The sequence below is a fragment of the Microbacterium sp. zg.Y909 genome, assembly GCF_024626565.1.
The window spans coordinates 1-16563 of record NZ_JANJFJ010000066.1; the positions used below are offsets into that span (position 1 = coordinate 1).

Sequence of the window (16563 nt, forward strand, 5' to 3'; positions counted from 1 at the left end):
TCGCCGTGGCGAAGGGCAAGCGCGAGTTCGAGAAGCGTCAGACGATCCGCGAGCGCGAAGACAAGCGTGAGGCCGAGCGCGCGATGCGCTCGCGCAACCGCCTGGGCGACTGAGCTCTCAGCGCGCGTTGAAGCGGGCTTCCACCGCAGCGCTCACGACGATGTCATCGGGCTGCAGGCGCAGCTGCGGCGACGTCTCGGCATCCCCGGAGAAGGACGCGCGCATCATGCGTGCGCCGGGGCCGGGCCCCGGCTCGCCGGGTGTGGACAGCAGCCCGACGTCTGCAACCTCGAGCGGCGTGAGCGTGCCCCGCCCGAGGGCAGCCGCGTAGGCGGTGGCGCGGTCGACGGCGACGCCGACGGCTTCGGATGCCACATCGCGCTCGACTGCGGCGCGCGTGACGGGCGTCAGCCGCCACTCCACGTTCGTGATCTCCACCTCGTCGCGGTCAGCGACCGCCGTCACCCAGGCCGACAGCGGGGCTGGATCGTCGAAGGTCGCGGTCAGGTCGACAGACGCGTGGTGCACGGGTGCGAGGCGGTGCCCGTCGCCCCACGGGCGCTCGGACCACACCGCCATACGGTCGCTCGTCCACTCCACCAGACCCGCGACGCCGCGCCGGGCGGCCAGGGCGTCGGTGAGGGGCGCCGCGACGGACTCGAGCCGCGCGACCACCTCGGAGCGGTCGGGTCCCTCGACGGCGACGCGCAACGTGACGACGGCCTGCTCGGCGGCGACGCGGCGCTCATGCTCTCCGCGGACGGTGATGGTGACGTCGGTCATGGCTGCGACTCTACGCGGCGGACGGCTGGGAGACCGTCCGGGAATGGCGTGGGGGTGGCATCCGTTATAGTCTGTGATGCCCGGAGCTTCGGCTTTCGGGTTGGCAACTCCACAGCGTGACAGCGGTTCCTTCGAAAGAGGGGTTCACGGGGATGATCGGTTTCGACATCGCCTGAGTCTCTGCGAGAAGCGGGCCGAGGATGCAGGGTTATCTCGTTAACGATCTCTGCAAAACCAATAAGTGCCGAAACCAAGCGCACTGACTTCGCCCTCGCTGCGTAAGCGAGCCCGATAGTCCGTCAGACCGTGTGTGATCCCGACACGGACCCTGGCGTCATTTAGGGATCTTGCTGTGTGACGGCGTCTGGACGTCACGCGGGACTTTTCCCAGACTGGGCTCGTCGACTTAGGTGTCTGTGACAAAGGTCGGAGCCGAGCAGAACGTCTCTACAGACTGCGCCCGGAGAAGACGCAGTATCCCAGCGATGGACGGGGGTTCGATTCCCCCCATCTCCACCACGCCGCTGTCACCACGACGAAAGGGCCCGGCCCCGCACCACGTGTGCGGGGCCGGGCCCTTCGTCGTTCGACCGCAAGCTGCGATCCCCCCGGTCGTTGAGCGAGCGAAGCGAGTCGAAACGCCGTTCGGCGCCTCATGAGCGGACGTTGCGCGGTCGCAACTCCTCAAGAACCCGCAGCCGGGCGCCGCAAGCCGCCGAATCGACGGCCCGCGATCGGTTCTTGAGGAGTTGAGACCGCGTGCAGCCGGCAGCACCGTGACGGCGCGCGGCAGCCCTCAGGTTGCGAGGTTGGTGATCAGGCTGATGGTGGTGGCGAGCACGACAACGCCCCACAGGAACGACAGCAGGGCGTGGTGCAGCACCTCGCGCCGCATGACGTGGCTCGTGAGCGCGGTGTCGGAGACCTGGTAGGTCATGCCCAGGGTGAAGGCGAGATAGGCGAAGTCGCGGTAGCGCGGCGGTTCGGTCTGGTTGAAGTCGATGCCCGTCCCGCCGCTGAGGTAATACGTCGCGGCATAGCGCAGCATGAACAGGATATGGATCAGGAACCACGAAGCGGTCACCGTCATCAGGGCGGCGGCGCCCAGGAACAGCGCCTCCGCACCGCGCACCCGCCCGCTTTGGGCCAGCAGCACGCCGATCACCCCGAAGCTCGCCACGCTGGCGAAGATCAACAGGGTGTGGGCGGCGCGGCGCGTGGGGTCGTCGCGCGTCGCGTGGGAGGCGGTCGCGTCGGCATCCATGCCGTTGACGGCGAGCCAGGCCCACGTCGAGTAGATCCCGGCGGCGACGGTCCACCCCACGGCCGGCGCTATCACCGGTGCGCCCAGCAGCCAGACGAGCGCGGTCACCAACACCAGCACGACGAACGTCGCGGCGACCCAGCTGCTCGCGCGGTTCCAGCCCCCGCCGTCGTCGGCTGTCGGCTCACTCACGGTCGCTCCTCTCGCCTGTGCAAGGGAGACTAGCTCGCGTGCGGCCGGCCACCCAGGGGGAGGGCGCACCTGCCGTCGGGCCCGTCAGCTCTCAGAACGGCCCGGAAGGTTGAGGTCGGCGGGGTCGACCTCGACATCGCCCACGTCGTCGGGACCACCGGTTCCGGGTGCCACGTTGATCGCGTCGGCGTCGATGTCGTCGTCGAGCGCGGAGGGCAGCGGATCGTCCTGCTTCTGCTGCGTCTCGGTCTCGCTGGCGGGGCTGTAGGTCATGTCCTTGCGCACCGCGTCGGCATTGGACAGCTCGGACTGCTCTTCGTCCCCGTCTGTCACGGGGCGTGCCTGGTCATCAGAAGTCATGTCCTCACCCTGCCGTCGTAGACCGCCGCGTCGGAGGGGCTTGACAGTGCACCCCGAGGGCAGAGGGGAGGATGCCGGCGCCGAACCATTCCTGTGCATCTGCTATGACTGGCAGGATGGGCGGATGAGCAACCCCCAGACATACCCCGCGCACCCGAACCCGCATCTCCCGCCCGGTCTGCCGTCTGCGCCGTCCGGCAAGAAGCCGCTCAATGTGCTCGGACTCGTCTCCCTGATCTCGGCCGGGCTGGGCTTCGTCCTCGCGTGCATTCCGGCTGTGATGATCGTCGGCTGGGTCCTGCTCGTGGTGGGTTTCGTGCTCGGGATCGTCTCCCTCTTCCGCCCGGGGCAAGGAAAGGCCCTGGGTATCTCGGCCCTGGTCGTGTCGGTGGTGGGAACCATCGTCGGGTTCATCGTCTTCGTCGTGGTGGTCGGCTTCGCTTTCGCGGGTCCGGTCTCGACCGCCGCGGCCGAGGGCAGCGAGGTCGTCATCGATCTGCCCGAGGCGACGCAATCGTCGGCAGCACAGCCGGCCGGCGAGGGGACGATCGACGACCCTCTGCCGCTGGACACGCCCATCGTGACCGAGGACTGGGAGGTGACCGTCCACAGCGTCGAGTTCGACCAGACCGCCGCCGTCATGGCAGAGGCGTCGTACAACTCTCCGCCGGCGGAGGGCCTGCAGTACATCCTCGCGGACGTCACGATGACGTACACGGGGGATGCCAGCGAGGGGATGATGCCGATCTGGGTCGGCATCTCGTACGTCACGGCATCCGGAGACACCACCGAGATCGCCACCGCGGCCGCCCCCGGGGAGATGGACGTGCTGCAGAACCTGCTCCCCGGCGACACCGTGACCGGGGCGATCGTGCTGCTCGCACCCGAGGTCGGTGCGGAGAACGGCGTCATCGCGGTGCGATCGGGCGTCACCGCCGACAGCGTCTACGTCAGCGTTCGGTAAACGACTGACACGCACGAAGCCCCCGGCGGTCGCCGGGGGCTTCGTCGTTCGCAGGCGCTGTCAGGCCTGCTCGTCTTCCTCCGGTTCGAAGTTCGACGCCTCGCCCGTGTGCCCGGCGGCCACGCCGTCGGGGTCCGCGGGAATCGTGCCGTCCTTGCCGAGACCGCCAGGCTTGGGCGTGACCTCCTCGTCCTCAGGACGCTGCTGGTCCGTCGCGTTCTCATCCATGTCCGTCTCCCTTCATCGGATGCGATCACCGTACGCCGCACCGCCTCGGCGCGCAGGTGATTGACACGGTGACCCCGATGGCACAGGGGCACGTCACGTCGTGAAAAGGCGGACGCGCCGCTGGATAGCCTGTACGCGGGGGTCTTGAGAGGACTGGCGTGCTGGAAGCCGAAGAGGGTGTGTCGACGGCCGCAATCAACGTCATCGACGATCGCTGGCAGCATCCGATCGCCGTCGTCGGGTTCGAGCCCGTCGTGTGCGCCCGCGAGGACTCGATGTGTGCGGCCGTTCTGCCCGCCGACGCGCCATCGCAGCGGCCCTAGGGGCGTTCGATGAGCAGCAGACTCTGCTTGGTGTCCGAGAGGGTCACCCAGCCCTCACCGAACAGGTAGGTCATGCCGTAGCCGTCTGCCCCGACGGTGAGGGCGAGGTCGGGGTCCTCGGTGATGTAGAGGCCCTCCTCGCCGTTCTCGCGGAGCCATCCCGCGGAGAGCAGGTCGTCCTGGGCGCGCTCTGCGGCAGCGCCCTCCAGCGGTGCCCACCCGAAGATCTGCGGGGGAGCGCCCGGCGCGCTGAAATCGGCCCAGACGCACTGGATGCCGGCGGGCAGCGTGTCCTCGCCGATGCGGAACGGCTCTTCGCGTGAGGTCAGACCCGCACTCTCGAAGCTCGCGATCGTGCTCTCGGAGATGATCGACGTGCAGGTGGGGTCCGCCGTCGCCATCGGAGTCTCCGTCGGCTCGGGTTGCGGCGACGGGGCCGTCGTGTCTCCCGCGCCGACCGTCGGCGCGGGAGTGGCGGCCTGGGTGGGGACCTCGGGCCGGGCGCACGCGGTCAGGGCCATCACAGCGGTCAGCAGGACAAGGGCCGCGGCGGTGCGGCGGTGGGGGTGCAGCGAGGGCATCGATCGTTCCGTCGGGGGTGGTCGGAGGGCGGGGGGTCAGTGTGCGGGGTGCAGCAGGCGCAGGAAGTCGTCGTGGAGCACGCCGTTGGTCGCCAGTGACGAGCGCTCGGCGAGGGAGTCGTTGCCGTCGAACGAGGTGAACCGGCCGCCCGCTTCAGAGACGATCGGCACGAGGGCGGCGATGTCGTACTCCTTGACGTCGAATTCGGCCACGAACTCGAGCCGGCCCTCGGCCAGCAGCATGTACGGCCACGCGTCGCCGTATCCGCGGTCGCGCCAGACCGAACGCGTCAGGCGCACGGCGGCGTCGAGGTGGCCTGCCTGGTCCCACTGCGACAGGCTCTGAAAGCTGACGCTCGCCTCAGCGAGCGAGTCGACACCCGAAACGCGCAGGCGGCGCGGGGTGCCGCCGGGCACATCGGTCCAGGCGCCGAGATTCGTCGCCGCCCACCACCGGCGGCCCAGCGCGGGCTGGCTGGCGACGCCCACGCGTGGCACGCCGTCGATCACAAGGGCGATGAGCGTGGTCCACATGGGAATGCCCTTGAGGTAGTTCGCGGTGCCGTCGATCGGATCGATGATCCACTGGCGCGCGGCATCCCCGCTCGATCCGTACTCCTCGCCGAAGACGCCGTCGTCGGGTCGCTCCGCCTCGAGGAGCTGCCGGATCGCCCGCTCGGTCGCGAGGTCGGCCTCGGTGACGTGCGAGGCGTCCGCCTTCGTGCGCACGTCGAGGTCGGGCGCATCGAAACGAGTCATCGAGACGGCGTCGGCGGCGTCGGCCAACCGGAGCGCGAAGGCGAGGTCTTCGGACAAGTCCCCGTCGAACGGCGCCGACCAGGGCGAGGTCGGGGGAGGGGCGGGCACGATGACAACGATACCGGGCGCGGCGCCCCTCGATTGGCGACCTCGGCCTCGGGATGGTAACGTTGCTCCTCGGTTCGGAAAGTTCGAATCGCCTGCACCTCTAGCTCAATCGGCAGAGCAACTGACTCTTAATCAGTGGGTTCTGGGTTCGAGTCCCAGGGGGTGCACGGTAGCCCCGCACACTCTCGCCAGTGTGCGGGGCTTCTTCTTTTCCCTGCCGCATACCCGTCGCGACGGTGACCGCTCGCCGGGTGGAATCGTCGGGCCGTGCGCTGCTGCCGGAGTCCGCCGCACTACGCGTCGGTTTCACCCTGTGTTGCGCCCTTGACTTCCGTGCGCCCTCTCCCTACATTTGCAATACCTGAATCACATCTCAGGTTTGCTCCCTCTCAATGGTGAAAGGCACGCACATGCGCGTTACGAAGAAGTTGCTCCTGGGGTCCGTGGTCGCCGCGGCCGCCCTCGTCCTCACCGCGTGTGCGCCGACGGCGGATGCCGGTGGCGGCACCGCCGAGGCAGGGTCCGATGGCCCCGCCGAGGTCACCGTCGGCGTCATCACCAGCGAGACCGGGCCCCTCGCCGGCTACGGCAAGCAGTACCTCGAGGGATTCCGCGCCGGGCTGGACTACGCCACCGACGGCACGAACGAGGTCGACGGCACCGCGCTGGTGATCGAGTACCGCGACGACGCCGGCGACCCCGACACCGCCGTGACCATCGCCAAGGAGCTCATCGGCGAAGGCGTGAACATCCTCGCCGGCAGCGCATCGTCGGGGGTGGCCCTGGCCCTGGCCGAGCAGGCCGCCCAGAACCAGGTGCTCTTCCTCTCGGGTCCCGCCGCCGCCGACGCGGTGACCGGCATCAACGAGTACACCTTCCGCACCGGTCGCCAGAGCGCACAGGACGTCGCCACCGCCGGCACCTTCCTCGACGACATCGAGGGCAAGAAGGTCACCGTCTTCGCGCAGAACAACGCGTTCGGTCAGGGCAACGAAGCCGCCGTCTCGGCGATCCTCGGCGCCCAGGGAGCCGAGGTCGACAGCGTGCTCGTCGCCGAGGACGTCACCGAGTTCACGCCGTTCGCCCAGCAGGTGATCGCCGGCAGCCCCGACCTGGTGTTCGTCGCGTGGGCCGGCGCCACCTCCGGCGCGATGTGGCAGGCGATGAGCCAGCAGGGCGTGCTCGACGCGATCCCGGTCGTCACCGGGCTCGGCGACGCGGCGACCTTCGGCGCCTACGGCGAGGCGTCCGAGAAGATCAGCTTCCTCAACCACTACTTCGCCGGTGGGCCCAGCAACGACGTCAATGAGGCGATGATCGAATTGGTCGAAGCAGACGGCGGCACGCCGGATCTGTTCACCCCCGACGGCTTCACCGCCGCACTCATGCTGGTGCAGGCGGTGCGCGAGGGCGCCGGGGACGTCGACGCCATGATCGCCGCACTCGAGGGCTACTCGTTCGACGGGCCGAAGGGCCCCACCACGGTGCGCGCCTCCGACCACGCGCTCCTGCAGGAGATGTATCAGGTGAAGCTCGTCGCCTCCGACGGCGCCCTCGTGCCCGAACTCGTCGACACCGCCCCCGCCGACGCGGTCGCCCCCGCCGAAGCCGGCTGAGCGGACGTCACGCATGAGCACCCCTGTCCCGTCCGCGCCCCGCCCCGACAGTGCTCCCGCGGCGCTGCGAGTCGAAGGCCTCGGCCTGCAGATCGGCGGAGCGACCATCCTCCACGACGTCGACCTCGAGATCCCGCCCGGCCTCCTGGTCGGGGTGATCGGCCCCAACGGCGCCGGCAAGACCACGCTGTTCAACGCGGTCTCGGGCATCGTCAAGCCGACCGCCGGTCGCATCCTGATGGACGGCACGGACATCACCTCGCTGTCGGTGCCGGCCCGGGCGCGGGCGGGGCTTGGGCGCACCTTCCAGACCTCCAACCTGTTCCCGCGCCTCAGTGTGCTCGAGAACGTGCGCATCGCCGCGCAGGTCACCGAGGGTGGCGACTACTCGCTGCTGCGGTTCCCCCGGCGAACGGATGCCGCAACCGAGCGGGCCGTGGCGATGCTCGAGGAGGTGGGGCTCGGTCACCGGCTCGACACGCCCGCCGGCGACATGGGGCACGGCGACAAGCGCAAACTTGAGATCGCGGTGCTGCTGGCCACCGATGCGCGGCTCGTGCTGCTGGACGAGCCGATGGCGGGGGTCGGCTCGGGCGACGTGGCCGGGCTCGTGGAGAACATCCGCCGGATGCACCGCGAGAAGGACTGCAGCGTCCTGATGGTCGAGCACCACATCGACGTGCTGATGGGGCTCGTCGATCTCGTCGCGGTGATGTACTTCGGCACGATCATCGCCCTGGACACCCCGGAGCGGATCATGGCGAACCCCACCGTGCAGAGCGCCTACCTCGGAACGGGGACCGCCGCATGAGCGCCGAGCCGATCCTCGAGGTGACCGAACTGTCGGCCACCATCGCAGGCCAGCAGGTCGTGGAATCGGTGACCTTCCAGGTGCCGTCCACCGGCATCACGGCCGTGCTCGGGCGCAACGGCGTGGGCAAGACCTCGACGCTGCGGGCGGTGCTCGGCCTCATCCACCGACGCGGCAAGGTCGTCCTGGCGGGGGAGCGCATCGATTCCCTCCCCACCCACCGCATCGTGCAGCGCGGCGTCGGGTATGTCCCGGAAGACCGCGAGGTCTTCGCGGGGCTCACCGTCGCCGAGAACCTCCTCCTGGCCGAGCGGCAGCGCAACCCCAGACGCGAGTTCGTCGACGCGCTCTTCCCCGACCTCGTGCAGCGCCGCGACCAGCGTGCAGGCACCCTCTCGGGTGGTCAGCAGCAGATGGTCTCCGTCGCCCGGGCGCTGCTCAACGACAACCGGCTGCTGCTCGTGGACGAGCCGACCAAGGGCCTGGCCCCGATGATCGTCGCCCAGGTGACCGAGGCCCTGCGGGAGGCCTCCAAAGTGGTCCCGATCCTGCTGGTGGAGCAGAACCTCGAGGTGGTGCGCGCCCTCGCCGGCGACGCCGTCGTCATCGCCGGAGGCCGGGTGGTCCACACCGGCAGCGCCCGCGGCATCCTCGACGATCCCGCCCTCACCACGCGGCTTCTCGGCGTCAGTGCGGAGGCCCACGCATGAGCACCCTCGTCCTCACCCTCGTCACGGGCGTCGGCCTCGGGGCGCTGTACTTCCTCGTCGCCAGCGGCTTGAGCCTCATCTACGGCCTGATGCACGTGCTGAACTTCGCCCACGGCGCCTTCCTCACCCTGAGCGCCTTCGTTGGCTGGCAGGTGGCGCAGGCGCTGGGCACCGAGACGTGGGGTGGGTTCCTCGCCTCGCTGCTGGTCGGCGCCGGAGTCGGCGCGGTCTTCGCCACCCTCACGGAGCTCGTGCTCATCCGCCCGCTCTACGAGCGACACATCGAGCAGGTGCTCGTCACGGTGGGACTCTCGTTCGCGGCCGTGGCCCTGTTCGAGGGGATCTGGGGCACGGATGCCATCAACATCTCGGGCCCGCCATGGCTGGCCGCCACCACCCCGGTGCTGGGGGCGAGCATTCCCAACAAGTACTGGGTGCTGATCATCGCAGCCGTCCTCGTGCTGCTGGCCCTCGTGCTGTTCCTGCGCAAGACCCGGTACGGCCTGATCATCCGCGCCGGCGTCGAGAACCGCTCGATGGTGACCGCGCTGGGCATCGACGTGCGCCGATCGTTCACCGTGGTGTTCGCGATCGGCGGTGCGGCGGCGGGAATCGGCGGCGTGCTGGCGATGCACGCCCAGACGTTCGTCTCGGCCCACCTCGGCGCGACGCTTCTCATCTTCGCCTTCATCGTCACCGTCGTCGGCGGCCTCGGATCGCTGACCGGCGCCGCCATCGCGTCGGTCGTCGTGGCGGTGCTGCAGCAGGCGGCGAACACCTACCTGCAGGGCACCGGCGACTTCATCGTCGTGATCCTCCTGGCGGTCGTGCTGCTCGTGCGACCGTCGGGCCTTCTCGGAAAGCGGGCCTGACATGACCACCACCACGGGAATCCCCACCCTGGTCCGAGGCCGCGCCGGCCGGCTGCTGCCTGCCGGACTCGGTGCCGCCCTCGTCGTGCTGATGGCGGTGCTGCCGCTGCTGAACATCTCCATCCCCGGCATCCTGCCCGGCCCCACCTACACCCCGGGCAGCCTCGCCCTGATGTCGCTGTGCATGGTGTTCGCCGCCCTCGCGTTGTCGTACAACCTGCTGCTCGGCACCGCCGGCATGCTGTCGTTCGGCCATGCCCTGTCGTTCGGCGCCGGAGCGTACGGACTCGGCATCCTGCTCAAAGCAGCCGAGCTGCCGCTGGCCGTCGCCGTACCGGTCGCGCTCGTCGGCGGTCTCGCGGTGGCGTTGCTGACCGGCTCCGTGGCGATGCGCGTCTCGGGAATCCCCTTCGCGATGGTCACCCTCGCCTTCGCGCAGGCCGGGTCTGTGCTCGTGCGCCGCAACCAGCAGGTCACCGGCGGCGAGGAAGGCCTGGGGCTGGCCACCGCCCAGGTTCCGGACTGGCTGGTCGGGGTGGTCAACACCCGCAACCTCTACTGGCTGACCCTCGTCGTCGTGGTGCTGGTGTACCTCGTCGTGCTCTGGGTCGACCGCTCGCGCCTGGGACACCTCGCCGAGGCGACGCGCGAGAACGAGCTGCGGGTACAGGTGCTGGGGCTGTCTCCTTACCGGGCGAAGCTGCTCGTCTTCGTCGTCGCCGCGCTCTGTGCGGGCCTGGCGGGAATGGCCTACCTGCTGCTGCAGTCCGGCACTCAGCCGGCGGCGGTGTCGGCGGACCTCACGATCACCGTGCTGGTGATGGTGGTGCTCGGTGGTGTCGGGTTCCGCTGGGGTGCGATCGTGGGGGGTGTGCTCTACACCCTGCTCGACCAGCGCCTGACGGTGCTCGCCCGCTCCGATGCCATCGACGCGCTGCCCGCCATCCTGCACGTACCGCTTTCGGAGCCGATGTTCCTGCTGGGGGTGCTCTTCATCCTCGTGGTGATGTTCCTTCCCGGCGGCATCGCCGGAACCGTCGACGCGGCGGTGCGCCGGCGCCGCGGCGAACGGACCCGGGCGAGCCTGCACCGGCTGGACGACAGCGAGGCGATCGACGAGCCCGCCGAGGTGCGCGCGTGACACCCGACGAGCGGGGCGCCGACGGGCCCCACACGATCGGCCGCTGGCTGACCGCCCGCGCCGACGCGACGCCCGGCCGCATCGCCATCGACGACCGGGGCGTGACGATCACGTACGGCGAACTCGCGCAGCGCGCCGCGGCACTCGCGCACCGACTCGCGTCGGCGGGCTACCGCCCCGGCCAGCGCATCGCGACGATCTCGGGCAACTCCATCGACCACGTCGTGGCGTTCTTCGCCTGTGCGCACAGCGGACTGGCGTTCGTGCCGTTGTCCTGGCGGCTCGCCCCGCGCGAGCTCGCGGAGCTGATCGACCGCGCCGCGCCGGCGCTCCTGCTGGTCGACGACGAGTACGCCGCCGCCGCCGAGGATGCCCTCGGCCGCTCGACCAGACGCCCGCCGGTGGCATCGCTCGGCACCACCGGGGTGGAATCCGCAGCGCCCCCGCCGTCGACAGCCTTCACAGCGCCGCTGCGCCCGGTGCGCGACGACGATCCGCTGCTGGTGATCTTCACCTCCGGCAGCGAGGCCGCACCCAAGGGCGTGGTGCTCACCCACGCCAACTGCTTCTGGAACAACCTCGCGCTGTCGGGAGCGCTGCAGCTGACCGCTGACGACGTCGTGCTGGCGATGCTGCCGCAGTTCCACGTGGCCGCCTGGAACGTGCAGCCGCTCCTGGCCTGGTGGGTGGGGGCAACGGTCGTGCTGGAGCGCTCGTTCCAACCGGGCCGCGTGCTGCAGCTCATCGCAGAGCGGGGTGTGACCGCCATGATGGGGGTCCCGACGCAGTACCGGCAGCTGGCCGACGACCCGCGCTTCACCTCGGAGGGCCTGCGCAGCCTGCGTCTGTCCCTCGTGGGCGGCGCGACGATGGCGCCGGACACCGCGGCCCGGTGGGCGGATGCCGGGGTGGCGCTCACCCAGGGGTACGGACTCACCGAGGCGTCCCCTAACGTGCTGTGTCTGCCGGCGGCCGAGGCCGACGCCCATCCGGGGGCGGTCGGGCGGCCCTACCCGCACGTGGAAGTCGTGCTCGCCGACCCCGAGACCGGCCTCGTGCTGCAGGGCCCTGCCGCGGGCGAGTTGTGGGTGCGGGGGCCGAGCGTCTTCGCCGGGTACCTCGACGACCCGCAGGCGACGGACCGGGCCCGCGCCGGCGAGTGGCTCCGCACCGGCGACATCGCCGCCCGCGACGCCGACGGGATCTACCGCATCGTCGACCGGCTCAAGGACATCTTCATCTCCGGCGGCGAGAACGTCGCCCCCGCAGAGGTGGAGCGGGCGCTCAGCCGGCATCCCGCCGTGGCCGAGGTCGCGGTGGTCGGCGCGCCCGACCCGGTGTGGGGGGAGCGCGGAGTCGCCTTCGTCGTGCGGGCGCCCGGCGCCCTGCTCGGCGTCGACGAGCTGCTCGCGCACGCGCGCAGCGAGCTGGCCGCCTACAAGGTGCCGGCTCGCGTCGCGTTCGTCGACGCGCTGCCGCGGAGCACGATCGACAAGCTCGCCCGCACCCGCCTGCGTGCGCAGGCTGCGGCTCTGATGGCGGCATCCGCCTCCATATCCGAACTCCCGCCGACCCCCACCCTCGAAGGAGACCGCGCATGAGCACCATCGAGGCGTTCGAGCCGCCGGAGGCGGCGCTGTCCACGAGCGGTCGGCCGTTGACCAAGCGGGGGGAGGCCACGCGGCGCCGGCTGCTGGAAGCCGCCGAAGCGGTCTTCGCCGCCTCGGGTTACCACGAGGCGTCGATCGTGAAGATCACCGAGCACGCGGGCATCGGCCTCGGCACCTTCTACCTCTACTTCGACAGTAAGCAGCAGATCTTCGAGGAGCTGGTCGTCGACCTCAACCGCCGCGTGCGTCACGCGATGGCCGAGGCGATGGCCACGACCTCGTCGCGCATCGACGCCGAGCGGGCCGGCTTCGAGGGGTTTTTCCGCTTCACGGCGGCGCATCCGGCCCTGTACCGCATCGTGCGCGAAGCCGAGTTCGTCTCGCCCGAGATGCTGCGGCTGCACTACACCCGCATCGTTGCCGGGTATGAGGCCGGCCTGCGCGCAGCCCAGGGGCAGGGCGAGGTGGATGCCGCGCTGGACCCCGAGGTGACCGCGTGGGCGCTGATGGGCGCCGGCGAGCTCATCGGCATGCGCTACCTGCTGTGGGAGCGGGATGCCGACGGCGCGCCGCCCGCCGAGATCCCGACCGAGGTGGTCGATCACATGATGCGGTTCGTGCGCAACGCACTCGCCGCCAGGCAGGGGGAAGACGATGACTGACCGCGATCTGACCGGCCGTCGCGCGCTCGTGACCGGCGGCGGCAGCGGCATCGGGCTGGCCTGCGTGCGCGAGTTCGCCGCGCGCGGCGCCCACGTGATCGTCGCGGACCGCGACGCAGAAGCGGCCACCGCGGCTGCCGAGGCGGCAGGGGGAGAATCGTGGGTCGTCGACCTCTCCGACACCGCGGCGCAGGAGGACCTCCAGCTCGACGTCGACATCCTCGTCAACAACGCCGGAATCCAGCGCGTGGCGCCCATCGAGCAGTTCGATCCCGAGGTGTTCCGGCTGATCCAGCGGCTCATGGTGGAATCGCCCTTCCTGCTCATCCGCGCCGCGCTGCCCGCGATGTACGCCCGTGGGTGGGGGCGCATCATCAACGTCTCCAGCGCCCACGGGTTGCGGGCGAGCGCCTTCAAGTCGGCCTACGTCACGGCGAAGCACGCGCTGGAGGGACTGTCGAAGGTCACCGCCCTCGAAGGCGGACCGCACGGGGTCACAAGCAACTGCATCAACCCGGCGTATGTGCGCACGCCCTTGGTGGAGCGTCAGATCGCCGAGCAGGCGCGCGTGCACGGCATTCCTGACTCCGAGGTCGTCGAGAAGGTCATGCTCACCGAGGTCGCCGTGAAGCGTCTGGTCGAAGCAGACGAGGTCGCCTCGCTCGCCGGGTGGCTGGTGTCGGACAAGGCCGGCATGGTCACCGGCGCCTCGTACACGATCGACGGCGGATGGACGGCGCGATGAGCCGCGAGTACCGCACCCTCGACGTGCCGGTGAAAGGTGGTGCCCTGCGGGTGGGGGTGTGGGAGACGGACGCGCCCGACGCCCCGACCGCGCTGCTCATCCACGGCGTGACCTCTTCTCACCGTGCCTGGCCATGGCTGGCCGAGTGTCTGCCCGACGTGCGCCTGATCGCCCCCGACCTGCGGGGGAGAGGGCGCAGCAACGGCGTCACCGGTGCGGGCGGCCTCGCGGCCCACGCCGACGACATGGCGGCCGTGCTGGATGCCGCGGGGGTGCAGCGCACGCTCGTCGTCGGTCACTCGATGGGCGCCTTCGTCGCTCTGGCCTTCGCGCACCGGCATCCGCAGCGCGTCGCTTCGCTCCTGCTCGTCGACGGCGGACTGCCGCTGGATGTGCCGGAGGGGCTCGATGCCGATACCGTCGTCTCCCACATCCTGGGACCCACGGCCGAGCGGCTGAACCAGCGGTTCGCCGACCATGCCGCGTATCTCGCCTTCTGGCGCGACCACCCCGCGTTCCAGGCCGCCTGGTCGGACCAGCTGGAGGAGTACTTCGTCTACGACCTGTCGCCCGACGGCGATCTGCTGCGCCCGGCCACGAGCTACCGCACCACGGTCGACGACACCGTGGACATGAACACCGGCGCGACCCTTCCCGCGGCCCTGGATGCCCTCTCCCACGACACCGTGCTGCTGACGGTGCCGCGCGGGCTGCGCGACGAGCTGCCCGGGCTGTATCCGCCGGCGCACCTGCAGCCCCTGCTCGAGCGGATGCCGCACGTGCGTCACCACCTCATCAAGGGCATGAACCACTACACGATCGTGCTGTCGGGGCACGGCGCCGCGGCCGTCGCTGGCCACGTGCGGAAGGCCCTCGCGCCGACCCGGTGAGCGCCTGCGCGGAGCGGCCGCCGTCGCGACAGGGGAATCTCACGAGTGCAGGACGTTCGGCGCGGCATCCGTCCTGCCTTCGGGAGATCTCCTGCGCTGGCGTTGCCGTACTCGGCGCGGCACGAGGGCGGCGGGGATTGCTCGCGGTGCTGCCGACGACCGACACGCGGCGTGTGCTCTAGCGAACGCAGGAGATCCCACGGGCGCAGGTCGTTTCCGGCGGCATCCATCCTGTATTCGCGGTATCTCCTGCGCTCGCGACGACCGGCGGAGAGCCCGCGGCGTCAGGACCGCGACGCCGCGATGCGCGACGACAGCTGGTGCGCGTGGGCGAGCAGGGTACGGCCGAGCGCCGGCAGCCGTTCGGGGGAGAACCGGAACTCGACCCCGGTCAGGCTGAGCGCCCACTCCGGCCGCCCGGCGCGGTCGAAAACCGCCGCGCCCAGCCCCCACGAGCCTTCGACGATGAGTCCGGGGTTGACCGCGTATCCCCGGTCGCGGGTGTCGGCCAGTCGTGTGCGCAGCGCAGCCGGCGCATGGCGCGTGCCGAAGCGGTCGACGAGTTCCGGATGCCGCGCCAGGTAGGCGTCGACGTCGTCGTCCGGCAGGAAGGCGAGGATCGCCAGTCCCGCGGATGCCACGCCGAGCGGAAACCGCACCCCTTCGCTCAACACGAACGAGCGGATGGGGAAGGCGCCGTCCTCGCGGACGAGGCATACGGTCTCATCGCCGCGCCGCACCGACAGGAACGCGCTCTCCTCGGTCTTGACCGCCAGTGACCGCACGATGTCGCGTGCGACATCGGTGATGTCGTAGCGCGCGGCGGCCACCGACCCCATGAGGAAGAGCTCGGGGCCAGGCATCCAGCGCGACGACGTCTCATCCTGATCCACGAGCCCCTCGGCGCGCAGCGCCGACAGCAGGCGATGGGCGGTCGACCGCGAGAGTCCCGCATCGTGGGCGAGTCGCTGCAAAGCGGCCCCCTCGGCGCCCGCCGCCGTCACGAGCCGCAGCAGGCTGGCTGCGCGTGCCACGGTCTGAGCGCCAGGGACGGCGGCGCGGGAAGGGGTGTCCACATAGTGGAACCTAGACGGACTGCCGTCCACATCGCAAGAACGCCGTTGCCGCGGCGCGGTGGCGGCACGCAGTCTGGCACCATACCCGGCTCACGAAGGAGTGCCCGTGATCGACAAGACGTTCCCCTCTGCGGCCGAAGCGGTCGCCGACATCCCGGATGGGGCATCGCTCGCCGTCGGCGGCTTCGGCCTCTCGGGCAACCCGATCGCCCTGATCGAGGCGCTGCTCGCGCAGGGCACCACCGACCTCTCGGTCGTCTCCAACAACTGCGGGGTCGATGACTGGGGGCTCGGGGTCCTCTTGGGGGCCGGACGCATCCGCAAGATGACCTCGTCGTACGTGGGCGAGAACAAGGAGTTCGAGCGGCAGTTCCTCAGCGGTGAGCTGGAGCTCGAGCTGACACCGCAGGGCACCCTCGCCGAGAAGCTGCGGGCCGGCGGCGCGGGCATCGCGGCGTTCTACACGCAGACCGGCGTCGGCACCCAGGTGGCCGAGGGCGGATTGCCCCGCCGCTACGACGGGTCCGGCGGCATCGCGGTGGCGTCGCCGCCGAAGGACGTGCGCACGTTCGACACGACGGGCCGTCCGCTGCCCTACGTGCTGGAAGAGGCGATCGTCACCGACTTCGCCCTCGTCCACGCCCTGCGTGGCGACACGCACGGCAACCTCGTCTTCAACAAGGCGGCGCGCAACTTCAACCCGCTCGCCGCGATGGCGGGCAAGGTGTGCATCGCCCAGGTCGAGCAGCTCGTGCAGCCGGGCGAGATCGACCCCGACGACGTGCACCTCCCCGGCGTCTACGTGCATCGCCTCGTCGAGGTCGGCGGCGACATCCCCAAGCGCATCGAGCGGCGCACCGTGCGTCCT

Annotated in this window: 19 protein-coding genes, 1 tRNA gene, 1 other RNA gene and 1 pseudogene; 15 read left to right on the top strand and 7 right to left on the bottom strand. The window is 70.4% G+C overall.

Annotation, left to right across the window (positions count from 1 at the left end; translation table 11 throughout):
- Window positions 1-113: pseudogene (locus NQ160_RS07080) on the top strand (SsrA-binding protein); the annotation flags it as partial.
- A gap of 4 nt (window positions 114-117) precedes the next feature.
- Here NQ160_RS07080 and NQ160_RS07085 read toward each other — a convergent pair.
- The gene (locus NQ160_RS07085) at window positions 118-783 is read right to left on the bottom strand and encodes an SIMPL domain-containing protein (RefSeq protein ID WP_257514524.1); all 666 of its coding nucleotides are present in this window, start codon (window positions 781-783) and stop codon (window positions 118-120) included.
- A gap of 148 nt (window positions 784-931) precedes the next feature.
- On the opposite strand from NQ160_RS07085, the gene ssrA reads away from it, so the two are divergent.
- Window positions 932-1302: a transfer-messenger RNA gene (gene ssrA / locus NQ160_RS07090) on the top strand.
- Between the two features lie 277 nt (window positions 1303-1579).
- On the opposite strand, the gene NQ160_RS07095 is transcribed toward ssrA, so the two are convergent.
- Together NQ160_RS07095 and NQ160_RS07100 are read right to left on the bottom strand one after the other, a co-directional pair.
- Window positions 1580-2239: a DUF1345 domain-containing protein gene (locus NQ160_RS07095; protein WP_257514525.1), complete on the bottom strand. Its 660-nt coding sequence runs from the start codon at window positions 2237-2239 to the stop codon at window positions 1580-1582.
- An 84-nt stretch (window positions 2240-2323) separates the two neighbouring features.
- Window positions 2324-2599 carry a hypothetical protein gene (locus NQ160_RS07100; protein ID WP_257514526.1) on the bottom strand — a complete coding sequence of 92 codons (276 nt, stop codon included), beginning with the start codon at window positions 2597-2599 and terminating at the stop codon, window positions 2324-2326.
- 124 nt (window positions 2600-2723) lie between these two features.
- On the opposite strand from NQ160_RS07100, the gene NQ160_RS07105 reads away from it, so the two are divergent.
- Entirely contained in the window at window positions 2724-3563 is an 840-nt protein-coding gene (locus tag NQ160_RS07105) for a DUF4352 domain-containing protein (RefSeq protein ID WP_257514527.1), read from the top strand.
- A 60-nt stretch (window positions 3564-3623) separates the two neighbouring features.
- On the opposite strand, the gene NQ160_RS07110 is transcribed toward NQ160_RS07105, so the two are convergent.
- A complete protein-coding gene (locus NQ160_RS07110; RefSeq protein WP_257514528.1) occupies window positions 3624-3791 on the bottom strand; it encodes a hypothetical protein in 168 nt (55 codons plus the stop codon).
- A gap of 158 nt (window positions 3792-3949) precedes the next feature.
- Here NQ160_RS07110 and NQ160_RS07115 point away from each other — a divergent pair, with 158 nt between their 5' ends.
- A complete protein-coding gene (locus tag NQ160_RS07115) occupies window positions 3950-4114 on the top strand; it encodes a hypothetical protein (RefSeq protein ID WP_257514529.1) in 165 nt (54 codons plus the stop codon).
- Here NQ160_RS07115 and NQ160_RS07120 read toward each other — a convergent pair.
- Both NQ160_RS07120 and NQ160_RS07125 read right to left on the bottom strand, forming a co-directional pair.
- A complete protein-coding gene (locus NQ160_RS07120) occupies window positions 4111-4695 on the bottom strand; it encodes a hypothetical protein (RefSeq protein ID WP_257514530.1) in 585 nt (194 codons plus the stop codon). The genes NQ160_RS07115 and NQ160_RS07120 overlap by 4 nt on opposite strands.
- Before the next feature lie 36 nt (window positions 4696-4731).
- Window positions 4732-5562, bottom strand: a complete 831-nt coding sequence (locus NQ160_RS07125; protein WP_257514531.1) for an inositol monophosphatase family protein — start codon at window positions 5560-5562, stop codon at window positions 4732-4734.
- 94 nt (window positions 5563-5656) lie between these two features.
- Between NQ160_RS07125 and NQ160_RS07130 the strand changes: the two genes are divergently transcribed.
- The 10 genes from NQ160_RS07130 to NQ160_RS07175 all read left to right on the top strand — a co-directional run bounded on the left by NQ160_RS07130 (window position 5657) and on the right by NQ160_RS07175 (window position 14619).
- Window positions 5657-5729 (top strand) — tRNA-Lys (locus tag NQ160_RS07130).
- Window positions 5730-5972: 243 nt separating this feature from the next.
- The gene (locus tag NQ160_RS07135) at window positions 5973-7178 is read left to right on the top strand and encodes a substrate-binding domain-containing protein (RefSeq protein WP_257514532.1); all 1206 of its coding nucleotides are present in this window, start codon (window positions 5973-5975) and stop codon (window positions 7176-7178) included.
- 13 nt (window positions 7179-7191) lie between these two features.
- Window positions 7192-7989 carry an ABC transporter ATP-binding protein gene (locus NQ160_RS07140; RefSeq protein WP_257514533.1) on the top strand — a complete coding sequence of 266 codons (798 nt, stop codon included), beginning with the start codon at window positions 7192-7194 and terminating at the stop codon, window positions 7987-7989.
- Window positions 7986-8699, top strand: a complete 714-nt coding sequence (locus NQ160_RS07145) for an ABC transporter ATP-binding protein (RefSeq protein ID WP_257514534.1) — start codon at window positions 7986-7988, stop codon at window positions 8697-8699. The genes NQ160_RS07140 and NQ160_RS07145 overlap by 4 nt, the downstream gene beginning before the upstream one ends.
- Entirely contained in the window at window positions 8696-9571 is an 876-nt protein-coding gene (locus tag NQ160_RS07150) for a branched-chain amino acid ABC transporter permease (RefSeq protein ID WP_257514535.1), read from the top strand. Before NQ160_RS07145 ends, NQ160_RS07150 begins: the two co-directional genes overlap by 4 nt.
- A gap of 1 nt (window position 9572) precedes the next feature.
- Window positions 9573-10712 carry a branched-chain amino acid ABC transporter permease gene (locus NQ160_RS07155; protein WP_257514536.1) on the top strand — a complete coding sequence of 380 codons (1140 nt, stop codon included), beginning with the start codon at window positions 9573-9575 and terminating at the stop codon, window positions 10710-10712.
- Entirely contained in the window at window positions 10709-12313 is a 1605-nt protein-coding gene (locus NQ160_RS07160; protein WP_257514537.1) for a class I adenylate-forming enzyme family protein, read from the top strand. Before NQ160_RS07155 ends, NQ160_RS07160 begins: the two co-directional genes overlap by 4 nt.
- On the top strand, window positions 12310-12984 hold the full coding sequence (locus NQ160_RS07165) for a TetR/AcrR family transcriptional regulator (RefSeq protein ID WP_257514538.1): 675 nt from the start codon (window positions 12310-12312) through the stop codon (window positions 12982-12984). Before NQ160_RS07160 ends, NQ160_RS07165 begins: the two co-directional genes overlap by 4 nt.
- On the top strand, window positions 12977-13729 hold the full coding sequence (locus NQ160_RS07170) for a 3-hydroxybutyrate dehydrogenase (protein ID WP_257514539.1): 753 nt from the start codon (window positions 12977-12979) through the stop codon (window positions 13727-13729). Before NQ160_RS07165 ends, NQ160_RS07170 begins: the two co-directional genes overlap by 8 nt.
- On the top strand, window positions 13726-14619 hold the full coding sequence (locus tag NQ160_RS07175; protein WP_257514540.1) for an alpha/beta fold hydrolase: 894 nt from the start codon (window positions 13726-13728) through the stop codon (window positions 14617-14619). The genes NQ160_RS07170 and NQ160_RS07175 overlap by 4 nt, the downstream gene beginning before the upstream one ends.
- 284 nt (window positions 14620-14903) lie before the next feature.
- Here NQ160_RS07175 and NQ160_RS07180 read toward each other — a convergent pair whose 3' ends face one another.
- Window positions 14904-15695, bottom strand: a complete 792-nt coding sequence (locus NQ160_RS07180; RefSeq protein ID WP_257514541.1) for an IclR family transcriptional regulator — start codon at window positions 15693-15695, stop codon at window positions 14904-14906.
- A 106-nt stretch (window positions 15696-15801) separates the two neighbouring features.
- On the opposite strand from NQ160_RS07180, the gene NQ160_RS07185 reads away from it, so the two are divergent.
- Window positions 15802-16563, top strand: a 762-nt coding sequence (locus NQ160_RS07185; RefSeq protein WP_257514542.1) for a CoA transferase subunit A, incomplete at its 3' end; no start/stop codon positions are given.

Excerpts from the sequence above, each read along its gene's own strand:
- NQ160_RS07170 (WP_257514539.1), top strand. The coding sequence starts at position 12,977 with ATGACTGACCGCGATCTGACCGGCCGTCGCGCGCTCGTGACCGGCGGC.
- NQ160_RS07155 (WP_257514536.1), top strand. The coding sequence starts at position 9,573 with ATGACCACCACCACGGGAATCCCCACCCTGGTCCGAGGCCGCGCCGGC.
- NQ160_RS07145 (WP_257514534.1), top strand. The coding sequence starts at position 7,986 with ATGAGCGCCGAGCCGATCCTCGAGGTGACCGAACTGTCGGCCACCATC.
- NQ160_RS07135 (WP_257514532.1), top strand. The coding sequence starts at position 5,973 with ATGCGCGTTACGAAGAAGTTGCTCCTGGGGTCCGTGGTCGCCGCGGCC.
- NQ160_RS07105 (WP_257514527.1), top strand. The coding sequence starts at position 2,724 with ATGAGCAACCCCCAGACATACCCCGCGCACCCGAACCCGCATCTCCCG.
- NQ160_RS07100 (WP_257514526.1), bottom strand. The coding sequence starts at position 2,599 with ATGACTTCTGATGACCAGGCACGCCCCGTGACAGACGGGGACGAAGAG.
- NQ160_RS07140 (WP_257514533.1), top strand. The coding sequence starts at position 7,192 with ATGAGCACCCCTGTCCCGTCCGCGCCCCGCCCCGACAGTGCTCCCGCG.
- NQ160_RS07175 (WP_257514540.1), top strand. The coding sequence starts at position 13,726 with ATGAGCCGCGAGTACCGCACCCTCGACGTGCCGGTGAAAGGTGGTGCC.
- NQ160_RS07110 (WP_257514528.1), bottom strand. The coding sequence starts at position 3,791 with ATGGATGAGAACGCGACGGACCAGCAGCGTCCTGAGGACGAGGAGGTC.
- NQ160_RS07120 (WP_257514530.1), bottom strand. The coding sequence starts at position 4,695 with ATGCCCTCGCTGCACCCCCACCGCCGCACCGCCGCGGCCCTTGTCCTG.
- NQ160_RS07150 (WP_257514535.1), top strand. The coding sequence starts at position 8,696 with ATGAGCACCCTCGTCCTCACCCTCGTCACGGGCGTCGGCCTCGGGGCG.
- NQ160_RS07085 (WP_257514524.1), bottom strand. The coding sequence starts at position 783 with ATGACCGACGTCACCATCACCGTCCGCGGAGAGCATGAGCGCCGCGTC.
- NQ160_RS07165 (WP_257514538.1), top strand. The coding sequence starts at position 12,310 with ATGAGCACCATCGAGGCGTTCGAGCCGCCGGAGGCGGCGCTGTCCACG.